Origin of the sequence: Streptococcus sp. LQJ-218 (genome assembly GCF_003428885.1) — a bacterium.
In the GTDB taxonomy this organism is placed as follows: Bacteria; Bacillota; Bacilli; order Lactobacillales; family Streptococcaceae; genus Streptococcus.
The window spans coordinates 98352-114187 of sequence record NZ_QQRU01000009.1 but is presented as its reverse complement, the minus strand read 5'-3'; the positions used below and the strand labels follow the sequence as shown (position 1 = coordinate 114187).

The 15836-nt window shown below is 40.0% G+C and carries 2 protein-coding genes; both read left to right on the top strand.

Translation table 11 applies throughout. From position 1 onward, the window contains the following. Window positions 1-281 precede the first annotated feature (281 nt). Window positions 282-6827 (top strand): SpGH101 family endo-alpha-N-acetylgalactosaminidase, encoded by a 6546-nt coding sequence (locus tag D2908_RS08775; protein WP_117306441.1) that lies wholly within the window; start codon window positions 282-284, stop codon window positions 6825-6827. 155 nt (window positions 6828-6982) lie between these two features. Continuing rightward, complete coding sequence (locus D2908_RS08770; protein WP_117306439.1) at window positions 6983-15286, top strand: SIALI-17 repeat-containing surface protein; 8304 nt, start codon at window positions 6983-6985, stop codon at window positions 15284-15286. Window positions 15287-15836: the final 550 nt, after the last annotated feature.

The following is a 15836-nucleotide window of genomic DNA, read 5'->3' as shown; positions in this document are numbered from 1 at the left end:
CAGAAAAATGCATATTATCAGATATTGAAAAATTTGATGATATGCATTTTATTTTTTTAGAGTATTTTGGAGATTTTGTACTTTAATTTTACTAGGATTGAAAGAAAAAATTAGTCATTTCCTATCTTTTCTATTGCTTTATTTCGTATCATTTGTTATATTAAAAGTGTAATTATTTTTTATTTAATGACGTGAGTGTTACACTTTTTAGACAGAAAGGAGTATTTTTTTAAGCAGCGGATGTAAACGCTTACGTATATAATGAAAGGATTTAGGTCATAATGGATAAAGGATTATTTGAAAAACGTTGTAAATATAGTATTCGGAAATTTTCATTAGGTGTTGCCTCTGTTGTCATTGGTGCTACATTCTTTGGAACAAGTACTGTTTTAGCAGATACAGCCCAAACTGGATCTACTGCAAATATGCCAGCTGATTTAGCAGCAGCTCTGACCAATGCAAAAGATGATAACGGGCATGATTTTGAAGCGCCAAAAGCTGGAGAAGATCAAGGTTCTCTTGAAGTGACTGATGGACCAAAAACTGAGGAAGAATTACTAGAGAAAGAAAAAGAAGCTGCAGCAACTTCAGCAACTGAAAATGAACTTCCTAAAGATCTGCGTGAAAAACTCGATAAAGCCGAAGATAGTGGTCACACCGCTTCAAAAGAAGACTTGGAAAAAGAAGATAAAAGTTTAGCTCCAGAAGAAGTTGCAAAAACAAAAAATGGGGAATTGAACTACGGTGCTACTGTTGAAATTAAGAGCGATGCTGGTACAGGTAGTGGTATTGTTATTGGAGAAAATCTTGTCTTATCAGTATCTCATAACTTTATCAAAGATGTTCCAGATGGCAATAATCGTAAGGTAGCTGATAATGTTGAAAGTGATGAAGATGTTTACACAATTTCTTATCAAGGGGCACCAGACGTCAAATTCAGTAAAAATGATGTAAAACACTGGGACCGTGAAGGCTTCCTAAAAGGTTATAAAAATGACTTAGCCATTGTCAAACTTCGCAGTCCACTTGCAAATGCTCCAGTTGAAGTTGCGGATAAACCATCAACTATCAAGACAGGAGATAAGGTACATGTATTTGGCTATCCAAAAGGAGAGCTTGATCCAATCCTTAATACCACTGTTGAAGATATTAATGACCATGGAGAGGGCGTTCGTGGAATTAGTTACCAAGGAAGTGAACCTGGTGCCAGTGGTGGCGGAATCTTTGATGAAAATGGAAAATTAATTGGGATTCATCAAAACGGTGTATCTGGTAAACGTAGTGGTGGTATACTCTTCTCACCTGCTCAGCTAGAATGGATTCAAAACTACATCAAGGGTATTGAAACAACGAAACCAGCTGGTCTAGATGCTATCGATAAACAAGTTGAGGACAAGGAAGAAAAACCAAAAGAGGATAAACCTCAAGAAGAAAAACCAGCTAAAAACAAACCGGCAGAAAATAAACCTGCTGAAGTAGCAACGGGAGAAACTAGCGATGTTACTGCCGAAGTGAAAAAAGAGTGGGACTCAGTAAGCCGTGTGAAAGGGAATGTTGAAGTCGTTGAAGAAGGCGGAGTACGCTACAATAAATTAACTTCAACAACAGCTAACGACAATGGAGCAAACGAAGCTTTATTTGAAAAAGCTGGATTACAGGCGGATGCGGAAGGAAATGTAAGCGTTGACTTAACGTTCAAGGCAAATACTCCTTCAGCTGAAACACGCTTTGGAGTATATCTAAAATATAAAGATAATGACAACAACATCTTTGTTGGGTATGACAAGGGCGGTTGGTTCTGGCAATACAAAGGACCAAATGTAAACACTTGGTATAGTAAGACTCGTGTAGAAGCACCAAATGTAGGTGAAGAAAACCACCTATCTATCGTTTACAAAAAAGACGGTCAATTAAATGCTACAAATAATGGACAAAATTTATTTAGCACAGAAGTCGTTCCAGAAGCTGTTAAGAACGCTTTAGCGGATGTGAATAAAGTTTACCTCAAAGCTGGTACTTACGGTACAGAATTATCTTCTGTATCGATCAAAGCGGATACCCAAGATAACATCAAACCTGAAGAAGAAACTCCAGCTGTGGATGATGGCTTACGTCGCAATGACCAAGATGTTCACTATGAAACTTTACAATCAGAACAATTAAAAGCGATTATTGACACAGCGTTTCCACGTGTTAAAGAATATGAATTAGATGGAAAAACGTTAACAGGTCAAGTTCAAAAATTAGATAAAATGTCAATCAACGGTGTGTTAGTGACTCCAGAAGTTCAATACCGCAAGATTGATGACACTACTGCAGAATATGTAATGAAAGTAAGAAACGATGATGAATTCATCAACGCTGAAATCACTGTGAAATTACAATTAGTTGGCAACGAAATGCACTTCGATGTGACTAAAGTAGTGAACAAAAACAATGTTGAAATGGGTAAACCAGTCGACAATGTTCGCAAATTAATCCAAACTATTGAATTTCCAGGAAACACACTTGTTTCTGTTGGTTCTAACAAACAAGGTGCAAAATTCGACGGAGCTCAAATGTCTACAAACACACATAATCGTGGAGACTATCATTTAGACTTGAAAGAAGGCAAGATGAATGAATATACTTACGGCTTCATGTATGGATTTGTTTCTTCTAACGAATTGGCAGCATCTGTTTGGAGTAACTCTCAATTTACTTACAAAGGAAATGACTTTGCACGTTTAACAACAGCGTTAGAACGTGTTGAAGGCGTAAACTACTTAGGTATTCAAAGCTCACCTTACTGGTACCAACGTGCTTATAAGAACTTAGTATTCCCAGAATACACATTAGAATTACCAAGCTCTAAAGTAGTCATTACAAAAGACTTAAACAAAGATAATGTGGTGGACTGGCAAGATGGTGCGATTGCCTATCGTAATATCATGAACAATCCTAAAGGGGCAGAATCTGTTCCAGATTTAGTAGCCTATCGCATTGCGATGAACTTCGCATCTCAAGCGCAAAACCCATTCTTAATGACATTAGATGGTATTAAGAAGATTAACTTACACACAGATGGTTTAGGCCAATCAATCCTACTTAAAGGGTATGGTAGTGAAGGTCACGACTCAGGTCACTTAAACTATGCGGATATCGGTAAGAGAATCGGTGGCGTTGAAGACTTCAAGAAATTATTAGCAAGAGCAAAAGAATATGGAGCTAAAATCGGTATTCACGTTAATGCTTCTGAAACATATCCTGAATCTAAATACTTCAGCGAAGCTATTTTACGTAGAAACTCTGATGGAACATATATGTATGGTTGGAACTGGTTAGACCAAGGTATCAACATCGATGCAGAATATGACTTAGCTCATGGACGTTTGGATCGTTGGAAAGAATTAAGAGAAAAACTAGGTGCTGACTTAGACTTTATCTATGTGGACGTTTGGGGTAACGGACAATCAGGAGATAACACTGCTTGGCCAACTCACGTACTTGCTAAAGAATTAAACGCTCAAGGATGGCGTATGGCTATCGAGTGGGGCTTCGGTGCGGAATATGATTCAACATTCCAACACTGGGCAGCTGATTTAACTTACGGTGGATACACACTGAAAGGTATTAACTCAAACATTACTCGATTCATCCGTAACCACCAAAAAGACTCATGGGTGGGTGACTATCCAAGCTACGGTGGTGCCGCTAACTATCCATTACTTGGTGGATATAACATGAAAGACTTCGAAGGATGGCAAGGTCGAAGCGATTACGAAGGATATATTCGTAACCTCTTTGAAAACAACATTATGACGAAGTACTTCCAACACTACAAAGTCTCTAAATGGGTGAATGGTAACCCAGTTGCAATGAGCGACAACGGTCAAAACTACAAGTGGACTCCAGAAATGGAAGTAGATTTAACAAATGACAATGGGGACGAAGTGAAAATTGTTCGTCAATCAAACGACCCTAATAGCCCAGACTACCGCAAACGTGTCACAACATTAAACGGTCGTGTGATTGAAAATGGCGGAAGCTACTTAGTACCATGGAACTGGGATGAAAATGGTAAAGCTTTAACAGGCGACAAAGAAAAGATGTACTTCTACACAACTGAAGGTGGAACAACTGAATGGACACTTCCAGACGATTGGACTGGAGATAAAGTATACCTTTACCGTTTAACAGACCAAGGTAAGAAAGATGTTGTAGAGTTAACAGTAGGCGCAGACCGTAAGATTCAGATTACGGGAGATGCAAACCAACCATATGTACTTTACAAGGCCACTCAAGGTAAGAAGACAATGGTATGGAGTGAAGGGCTACACATCAATGACCAAGGCTTCAACAGCGGAACATTAGATCATTGGGAAAAAACAGGTGACAGCGAACACGCTGAAATCGTGAAATCTCAAGGGGCTAACGAAATGTTACGTATTCAAGGAAACACTGAACGTGTGACATTGAAACAACGCTTAACAGACTTAAAACCCAATACAAGATATGCTGTTTATGTAGGTGTAGATAACCGAAGCGATGCTCGTGCAGATATCACAATTCGAGTAGGAGACAAAGTGATTTCTAACTACACAAATAAATCAATTGCGAAGAACTATGTACAAGCACATGCGCATAACACACTTCCAAAGAACGCAACTGTAGATAATTCAAGTTACTTCCAAAACATGTATGTATACTTCACAACAGGAGAAGATGTTTCTAATGTGACATTAGAACTTGGACGTGACGCGGATGCAGCAGCAACTTACTTCGATGAAATTCGTGTATTTGAAAATCAATCTGTAATGTACAACGAAAAACACGATACAGGAAATGGTAAATTCAAACAAGACTTTGAAGAAGTGCCTCAAGGTATCTTCCCATTCGTAGTCGGCGATGTTGAAGGCGTACAAGATAACCGTACTCACTTATCTGAGAAACACGAACCATATACTCAACGTGGATGGAATGGTAAGAAAGTCAACGATGTTATCGAAGGCAATTGGTCATTGAAGACGAACGGTTTAACAGGAAATGACAAACTCGTTTACCAAACAATTCCACAAAACTTCCGCTTCGAAGAAGGTAAGACTTATAAAGTAACCTTCGATTATGAAGCAGGTTCAAATGGAGCATATTCATTCGTTATTGGTAATGGCGAAAATTCTCGTCGTAGTAAATTAACGAAATACGACTTAGAAAACACTTGGGAAAATTCATCAACTCCTAAGAAAGTAAGCTTCTATGTTACTGGTGAAAAAGGTGGAAACACTTGGATTGGTATTTACTCAAATGCGCGTGGTGCCGATACTAAAGGAGATACAGATAACAACGAAATCAACTTCAAAGGTTATAAAGACTTTATGTTAGATAACCTTGAAATTGAAGAAATTAAGTTAACTGGTAAGATGATCATCGATGAAGCATACGAAAAGAATACTCCAATCGTAAATGGCAACTACAAACAAGATTCATTAAATGCTTATAAAGACGCTGTGGCAGCTTTATTAGAAGCAGACGATGATATTAGTGTGGATGATGCTAAAGCTCTTGTAGAACGCGTTAATGAGGCTAAAGAAAAACTTGCGGTGAAACGTAGCGCTCCAGATTGGGACGATATTCATGATCTTGATGCTCCTTATGAAGAAGCAGATAATGTGTGGTATGCATTTGATGGAAATACAAATACTTTATGGCATACACCTTATGGAGTGAATAGCTTAGGAAAACCATTAACAGTAGAGTTCAATAATCCGCTGGAATCAACTCGCTTTGAATATGTTCCTCGTCCTTCAGGTCCAAACGGACGTGTGATGAGCGGTAGCCTTACAGTGATTGATGAAAAAGGACAAGAACATAACTTTAGCTTTACTGGATGGGCAAATGATGCGAAGACAAAAGTGATTAACTTCGATGCTCCAATCAAAGTGAAGAAAGCTATCTTTACTGGTAACGAAACATACGGTGACCCTGGACATATTTCAGCAGCGGAATTACGCTTCGTCCTTCCAGTTGAAGAGGATAAACCATTAGATGAAGCTGCATACAATGCTGAAGTAGAACGTGTTCGTAAGATTGATCGTCAAGATGCGAAAGAATACTTGGCAGCTGTTGAAGCGTACAAGAATGGTCTTGCAGAACATAACTTATTGACTCCAAACGGACTTAATAAATTGATAGAAGGCTTGAAAGAAATTAAAGAAACTGAAGAGCCAACTCCAGATCCGAAACCGACCCCAAATCCAGAGCCGACTCCAGATCCAAAACCAACTCCAGATCCAGAACCAACTCCAGATCCAAAACCAACTCCAGATCCAGAGCCAACTCCAGATCCAAAACCAACTCCTGAACCTGAAGTACTATCAAGTAAGGGAGATCAGCAACCACTAGTAGTTGAAATTCCTGAATTTACAGGTGGGGTTAATGCTGCAGAAGCAGCTGTTCATGACATTCCAGAGTTCAAGGGTAGCGTTAATTGGGTTGAAGCTGCTAAGAATGAAATTCCAGAATTCAAGGGCGGCGTTAATTGGGTTGAAGCGGACAAGAATGAGCTCCCAGAATTCAAGGGTGGCGTTAATTGGGTTGAAGCTGCTAAGAATGAGGTTCCTGAGTATAAAGAAACATTAGGTGCAGGAGACAATCAGACAAGTCCAGTTGCAGAAAAACTTGATCAGAAACCAGCTCTTACACCAACACCTGCTATGCAAGCAGCAGAAAAAGAAGCAGATCAGTCCAAACTTCCTGAAACAGGTGAAGGAACAACTGAACACCTCTTCCTAGCTGGTCTTACATTAGCAATGTCTGCTCTATTTCTTGCAAAAAGAAAAGAAGATTAGAATTTAAAAAAGTTTTCATTAAAAGAGAACTTAGACTCCACATTCATTGTCGTGGAGAAAAAGAAAACCCAGAGAGGACCCTCTAGGTCCTCTCTTTTTCCAAAGAGAAATGAGAGCGCTTACTAATTGTGGGCGTATGAAAGGAAATAGGAAAAATGGGAAAACATTTTTTTGAGAAACGGTGTCATTATAGTATACGTAAATTTACAATCGGCGCAGCTTCTGTTATGATTGGTGCCAGTATCTTTGGAGCTGGTATGGTTCAAGCTGCTGAAACAGAAGGAATTGCTGAGACAGAAGGAACAATAATACATCCTCAGCCTCTGGATAAACTGCCAGCAGATATAGCAGCAGCTATTGAAAAAGTAGAAGCGAGTGCTGGAACTGTAGATGATCAACCTGCAGCGTCAGAAACTGAAGCAACTGTAGCTGAAACAACTACACTAAAACCAGCTGAAACTCCAGTTCCTAAGGAAGAAGCAACATCAAAACCAGCTGATACTCCTACTCCTAATGAAGAAGTGGCTTCACAACCAGCTACAACTCCAAAAGAGGAAGTAGCTTCTGAGGCGAAACCAGCTGCAAGTCCTGCGACTAAAGATGTAGTAGATACACCAGATGTCAATCATCTAGAAAAGGCGACTGCAACAGCTTCAAACCATGAAGCCAACACACAATACACAGCAGAAAAGGCGATTGACGGGAAACCTGACACTCGCTGGGCTACTGACCAAAATGTTGAGAAACCAACAATCGAATTTACACTTGAAAAGACAACAGTGATTAAGCATGTGGAGATTGATTGGGACCGCCGTCTTCGTGGTCAACAAAACGATCCAAATATCAAATCTTGGAATCTCTACTACGCTGGGCAAGATGATGTAAATGGTTCAGGTAACAAAGAATGGAAGTTGGCTCATCAAAGAACAGGAACACCTGTACTTGATGAAAAAGTTGACTTAAAAGAAGCTATCCATGCTAAGTACCTTAAACTTGAAATCACAGACTATCAAGCTGGTAATATGAACTGGAAAAATGTTGGTGTCCAAGAGATTCGCGCTTATTCAAATATCCCTGATGCCAGCAAACCGACAGACATTCACCAAGTTACAGAACTAACAGTTGCTGATGATGGGAAATCACTTGTCTTGCCTAAATTACCAGGTCAAGTCAGCTTGATTGGTAGCAATAAACAGGGAGTTGTTGATCTTAATAACAAAATCTATAAACCCTTAACAGATCAAACTGTTAAGGTCATGGTCCAACAAGTCAAGGATACTCATACCTTCACAAAAGAATTTGAAGTAGTCATTAAAGGCTTGCATACAGACGAAGGCGTTGGCACAAAACCAGCAGTTGCTCCAGCAGTTCAACAATGGTATGGAACTGAAGGCAAAACTTCTATTACAGCTGATACTGTTATTTCAGTCGGAGATTCTGGATTTGGTCAAGAAGCTAAATTCTATCAGACTGACCTTGAGAGTCGTGGGTTAGAAATCGCTACAGGTGATCAAACAGCTCAAAAACGGATTGAATTTAAGAAGGTTGAAGACAAGGGTTATGGTAAAGAAGGCTATGGTATCATTGTTAAAGATGGTGTTATCACTGTAGAAGCTGCAACCAATGCAGGTGCCTTCTATGCAACCCGTACTCTCCTTCAGATGGGAGAAAAAGACTTACAGAACGGTGAAATCCGTGACTTCCCAAGCTTTAGCCATCGTGGCTTTATGCTAGATACAGGCCGTAAGTTTATTCCTTATGATACGCTTGTAGATATCATGCTCAACATGGCCTACTACAAGATGAACGATCTACAGTTGCACTTGAATGACAACTATATCTTCTTAAAAGATCATTTAGCAGGGAAAAATCTTACTCCTCAAGAGGAACTGGATTATGTTCTTAAAAATGCTAAGACAGGTTTCCGTGTAGAGACTGATGTTGTCGGTAAAAATGGTGAAAAATTAACATCAAAAGAGCATTACACTAAGGAAGAAATGCAAGAAATCATCAAGTTGGCAAAAGCTTTGCATATCAACCTTGTTCCTGAAATTGACACACCAGGTCACGCCCTTTCATTTGTTAAGGTCCGTCCAGACTTGATGTACAAGGGTCAACTTAGTGCGAGAAAACACAATGTAGAACGTGTAGCTATGTTGGACTTGGATAACAAGTACGAAGAAACGCTCGCTTTTGTCAAATCAGTCTATGATAAATTACTCGATGGCGAAGATGCACCGCTCCATGGCGTTTCTACTGTTCATATCGGTACAGATGAGTACTATGGAAGTCCAGAAAGCTATCGTCGCTATATCAATGATATGATCCAGTACATCAAAGGCAAAGGCTTAACACCACGTATTTGGGGTTCACTCTCTGCCAAAAAAGGAACTACACCTGTTGATTGGAAAGATGTAGAAGTTGATATCTGGAGTATTGGTTGGCAACGTCCACAGGCAGCAATTGCTCAGGGTGCTAAGATTATCAATATCACAGATATTCCAACCTATAGTGTTCCAAGTGGAAGCAATAGCCAAGGTGGTTATGGGGATTATGCAAACTATGAAACTCAATACAACCGCTGGACACCAAATGACTTCTCAACAGGTGGAGGACCACGCCTAGAAGCCTCTAATCCAAATATCCTTGGTGGTGGTCATGCAGTCTGGAATGACAACATTGACCTCCATGAAACTGGACTTACTTCTTACGATATCTTTAAACGCTTCTTCAAGAGTATGCAATCAACTGCAGAACGCACTTGGGGTTCAGATCGTGCAGCTAAGACCTATGCAGACCGTATCCAACCAGCAAGTGTTTATGCACCACGTTCAAATCCAGAAAAGACAGTAGAAGAAAGCGACCTCTTCACAATTAAAGCAGAAACAATCAAGGGATATCTTGCTAAAAATGTGAAGAAAACAGAAGCAGGATTGAATTTTGAAAAAGATAGCACTATCGAAGGTCTTGTTGGTGATGTTGGTCCAAGTCATGTCTTGAAATTGGATGTAACTGTTATAGGTGATGGAGAGCAAGTATTCTCTACAAGTGGGGACAACCAACTTTATCTTGCGGACAAGGATGGCTATCTTGCTTATAAATTTGAACAATTCCATATTCAATTTAATAAGAAACTTGAAAAGAATAAACGTTATCAAATCTCTGTTGTTACGAAACCACAAAAAACAGAAGTTTATGTAGACGGTGAAAAGGTTGAGCGTATTGCAAATCCAGCTCATCCTCGCTTGGCTCACAATAGCTTGGTACTTCCACTTGAAACAATCGGTGGCTTCCAAGGAATCTTGCATAGTACAGAGTTGTCGAATGAAGCATTTGTAAACCCACGTTTAATCCCAACAGATCACTTCACAGTTTCTGCAACTAGTCAGGAAACACCAGGAACAGAGACTGAAGGACCAGTAGAAAAAGCTTTCGACAATGATCCGAACACCTTCTGGCATTCAAAATGGACTGGAGACCGTGCTCCTTATACCGTTGCTATGAATTTGAACGCTCCTGAAAAAGTCAATGGTTTGACTTATCTTCCACGTCCAGGTGGTGGTAACGGAGTCGTGACCTCTTATGAAATCTATGCTCAAAAAGATGGTCAAATGGTTAAAGTTGCTTCAGGAACTTGGGATAATAATACTAAAGAAAAAACTGTTAATTTTGCAGCAGTTGAAACTAATAAGGTAGAATTTAAAGTTCTATCAGGTGTAGGTGGATTTGGTAGTGCAGCAGAAATTCAACTACTCAAGCCACTTTCTGATAGCGAAGCAGAAGAACCTGTTGCTCCAGAAAAACCAGTGACTCCAGAGAAACCGGTGACTCCAGAACAACCAAGAGTTGAAGAGGTGGGTGATGGTACAACTGAACTTGCTGATAGCTTTGTAGCTACGAAACCTACAAGCGACGAGACAGTTGCTGCTGCAGCCCAAAGTCAAGATTACCTCAAGAAAGAGTACAAGGTATTCCCAACACCACAAAAAGTAACTTATGGTGAAGGCGTTACGAAACTCCATAAACAAGTCAATCTTGTTATGGGCGATCAGTTAGATATCTATACTCGTAACCGCTTGAAGAGTGTTCTACAAGATCATCAAATTTCATACACAAGCAGCCAAACACCTGTAGCAGGTGCAACAAATATCTATCTTGGTGTTCATGGTCAACATTCACAGGCTGAAAAAGAAGTGTCAGGAATTTCTCAAGGATTATTTGACAAGATTGATGCTTATGCTTTGTCAATCAAGAACAATACAATCTCTATCGTCGGTAAAGATACAGATGCTGTCTTCTATGGATTGACGACTCTTAAACACATGCTTAATGAAAGTGAAGCTCCAGTTTTACGTAATGTAACTGTTGAAGACTACGCTGAAATTAAGAATCGTGGTTTTATCGAAGGTTACTATGGAAATCCATGGAGCAATGCTGATCGTGCTGAATTGATGCGCTATGGTGGTGACTTGAAGTTGACTCAATACTTCTTTGCACCAAAAGACGATCCATACCACAACAAGAAATGGCGTGAACTTTATCCAGAAGAAAAATTAGCTGAAATCCGTGAATTGGCGCGTGTCGGAAACCAAAACAAGACTCGCTATGTTTGGACCATCCACCCATTCATGAACAACCGTATCCGTTTTGGCAACGATGCTGATTACCAACAAGATTTGGAAGCCATTAAGGCTAAATTAACTCAATTGATGGATGTCGGTGTTCGTGAGTTCGGTATTCTAGCCGATGATGCTCCAAGTCCAGTTGGTGGTTACAATAGCTACAACCGCTTGATGAAGGACATGACAGACTGGTTGACTGAAAAACAAGCAACTTATGTTGGTCTTCGTAAGGAAATGATCTTTGTCCCAGGTCAATATTGGGGTAATGGCCGTGAAGATGAGTTGAAAGCACTCAATGAAAATCTTCCAACTTCAACCTCTATGACCCTTACTGGTGGTAAGATCTGGGGTGAAGTATCCGAAAGCTTCCTCTCTAACCTTAAGAACAACCTGACTGCAGGTGGTAAGACCTACCGACCAGTTTCTCTATGGGTCAATTGGCCTGTTACAGATAACTCTAAACAACACTTAATCTTAGGTGGTGGTGAGAAATTCCTCCATCCGAATGTAGACCCTAGTCTCCTATCAGGTATCATGTTGAACCCAATGCAACAATCTGAGCCTTCTAAGATTGCCCTCTTCTCTGCAGCTCAATATGCATGGAAACAATGGAAATCTGAAGAAGAAGCTAAGAAAGTAAATGATATCGCCTTCAACTTTGTTGAAAACGGTAAGTTTACAGATAGCGAAGCATCAGTTGCCTTCCGTGAGCTTGGTAAACATATGATCAACCAAAACATGGATGGTCGTGTTGTGAAATTGGAAGAGTCTGTTGAACTTGCACCGAAATTGGCAGCCTTCATGTCTAAGTTGAAAGCTGGTCAAGATGTCAATGCAGAGCGTCAAGAATTGCGTGCAGAATTTGCTAAACTAAAAGCTGCAGCACAACTTTATAAAGCATCTGGTGATGAAAAGATGCGTGCTCAAATCCACTACTGGTTGGATAATACTATTGACCAAATGGACGCCTTGAGTGCTCTTCTTGATGGTACAGAAGCTATCGAAAAGAACGATTCTGCAAAACTTTGGGATAGTTACTATAAGGGCTTGAAACTCTACGAACAATCACAAACTTATACCTTCCACTATGTAGACCATGATGAAAGAGCTGAGTTGGGTGTTCAACATATCCGTCCATTCTTGCTTGGCCTTCGTGAAATCCTTGCAACAGAAGTTCAAAAAGCCTTGCATCCTGATCAAGTCATTAGTACCTTTATCACTAACCGTACAGGTGTAGAAGGTGGACTTGCTGAAGTGACTGATGGAGATTTAGGAACACATGCCCTTATCAAATCACCAAACAGCATCCAAACTGGTGACTATATTGGTTTGAAATTTAATAAAGCTGTTCCAATTCAAAACTTGACATTTGCAATGGGAACTCAAGCAAATCCACGCGATACCTTTAACAATGCTAAGGTTGAGTACCTCAATGAAAATGATGAGTGGGTAACCCTTTCAGAACCAAGTTACACTGGTAATGAGCCTCTGCTTAAATTTGAAAATCTCAACATCAACGCTAAAGCTGTTCGCATGATTGCAACTTCAGATCGTGGAAACACTTGGTTTGCGGTAAGAGAAATTGCTGTTAACCGCCCTGTTGAAGTTACTCGTGCTAAACAGACAGCTACTGTGACAATCAGTCCAAATCTTATGTACAAGTACAACACAACAGTTGCTCAGATTACAGATGGACGTGATAATACTGAAGCCATGCTTGCAAATGCTGATAGAACAGACACAACTCCAGTCAATGGTTGGGTACAACTTGACTTGGGTGAAGTCAAACCTGTGACCAAGGTTCGTCTCGTTCAAGGATCAGGAGACAAATTAGCAGAAGGTGTTATTGAATATTCTGCAGATGGTAGCTCATGGCAAGAGTTGGATCGCTTGACTGGTGAACAAACTAAAGAAATCGAAACTCCAATTTCAGCTCGCTACGTCCGTGTTCGCAATACCAAGAACATCAACCTATGGTGGCGTATCGCTGACTTCTCAGTTGAAACCCGTGCAGGCAATAGCGAATTGACTGATACCAATGTTGAAAGCTTGAAGTCAACTCCAGTTTATGATAGCCTAGGCCGTTATGACATGCAAATTCCAAGCGGAACTAAGCTTCCAGCTAATAGCTACTTGGGTATGAAACTTGATCGTCTTCACCAAGCTGAAAGCATTCAAGCACTTGGTATTGAAAATCCATCCCTCAACTTGGAATTCTCTCCAAACGCCCTAGAATGGTATCCAGCTGATCAAGTGACTGATAAGTCCTTGGTACGTTATGTTCGTCTGGTTAATAAGACTGATCAAGAACAAGCAGTGACAGCAACATCTCTACTTGTTAAAACAAAAGAAGTTCAACCAACAACACTTGATTCTACATCAATGGGAATTCACCCAACATACGGTAGAAATGATGTTCGTAAGATCAAGAACTTGGATCAGTTGTTTGATGGTGTTTACAATAACTTTGTAGAGTTTTCAGACTATGCTCGTAAAGATGGTCATATCACCTTGAAACTTGGTAGCGAACGCGACATCAAGAAGATTAGAGCTTACGTCCAAGACGGCACTCAAAACTATCTTCGTGATGGTAAGATTCAAGTCAGTCAAGATGGCAAGACTTGGACCGATGTTGTGACAGTTGGTGACGGCCTTGCTAATGAAACACGTGATGATTCCTTGACCGATGGCTGGACACATGATTCTAAGATGCCAGGAAATCGCTATATCGAGGGTGAACTTTCAAGCCCAGTTAAAGCCAACTATCTCCGTGTTCTATTTACAGCAGACTATGATGCTCGTTTTGTAGGCTTCACTGAGTTGGTTATTAATGATGGTGAATTCGTGAAACCAATCAATGACCCAACGGTAGAAGGAAACAGCGGTGAAAGCCAAGGCAACCTTTACACTAATATTGTTGATGGTAAAGTCTTGACAAGCTACAAGGCTGAGAAAGAACAAGGTGAGCTTGTCTACCACTTGTCAGAAACGACAGATGCTAACCATATCCGACTTGTTTCAAGTCTTCCTCAAGGAGTGAAAGCTCGTGTGCTTGCTCGTACTCTGAAAGAAGATAAAGCAGATGCTTGGTCAGAACTAGGTGAAATTACCTCAAGCTTCCAAACATTTGCTGTCAGAGATAAGTCTCCATTATTGGATGTCAAACTTGTTTGGGAAGGTGGCAGACCAGAGTTCTACGAAATGACTACATTCCACCAAGAACTTCCGGAAGAACCAGAGAAACCAGCTCCAACTACAAGTAAGGGTGAAGAAGCAGCACCAATAGTAGAAGTTCCAGAATTTACCGGTGGAGTAAATGGTGTCGAAGCAGCTGTTCATGAAGTTCCAGAGTACACTGAAACTATTGGCACAGCAGGAGATGAAGCAGCTCCAGTAGTAGCAGTCCCAGAATTCAAGGGTGACGTTAACGCAGTCGAGGCAGCTGTTCATGAAGTTCCAGAATACACAGGAGCTATTGGTACAGCAGGTGAAGAAGCAGCCCCAGTAGTAGAAGTCCCAGAATATAAAGAAACAGCAAGCCATCAAGCAACTCCAACAGAAGAAAACTTGAAAGATTCGGCTGATAACATTGATGGAGATAAGATGAGCAGTGGCAATAGTGATGTTGAAACTACTGTTGAAAAGTCCGATGAATTTGCAAGTGCATCAGTGAAAACAGATCAAGCACAAAAACGAGAACAAGCACAAACATCGGTTGCTATAGTTAAAGATAAACTTCCAGCAACAGGTGGAGAAGAATCAGCTACTTTAGCCTTATTAGGTGCTCTTGGACTAGTTCTTTCTGCCGTGTTTGTAAAAAAAGGGAAAAAGAATTAATACTCTTCGAAAATCTCTTCAAACCGCGTCAATGTCTCCTTGCCGAAGATATTTGTTTCTGACTTTGTCAGTCTTATCTACAACCTCAAAACAGTGTTTTGATCAGCCTGCGGCTAGTTTCCTAGTTTGCTCTTTGATTTGTATTGAGTATAAGAATTCGAAAAAGAGTTATTCAATGATTTCGGATAAACATTAATGTCACAATAAAACCACACAGTGATTTCAGTACTGAGCATCATCAAGCTGAAAGCAAAACTGTGTGGTTTTTTATAGTGAAATGAAATAAAAAACGAACAAATTGATTGGGGAATTTAAATCAAATTCTAAAAATATATTAAATTGAAGTAAAATATGAACAAATCAATTAGTAATACTCTTCGAAAATCAAATTAATTTCTAGAAATATTTTAGCAGCCGAGGTGTATATTTTTGGTTCAATACACTATACTTTAGAATTTGTTCTGAACTACTCTAGAGTCAATTATACTCAAAGAAAATCAAAGAACCAACTAGGAAGCTTTACTTGAGTACGGTAAGACGACACTGACGT

What these genes read in the sequence shown, in the direction of transcription:
- D2908_RS08770 (WP_117306439.1), top strand. Translation starts at nt 6,983, where the DNA reads ATGGGAAAACATTTTTTTGAGAAACGGTGTCATTATAGTATACGTAAA.
- D2908_RS08775 (WP_117306441.1), top strand. Translation starts at nt 282, where the DNA reads ATGGATAAAGGATTATTTGAAAAACGTTGTAAATATAGTATTCGGAAA.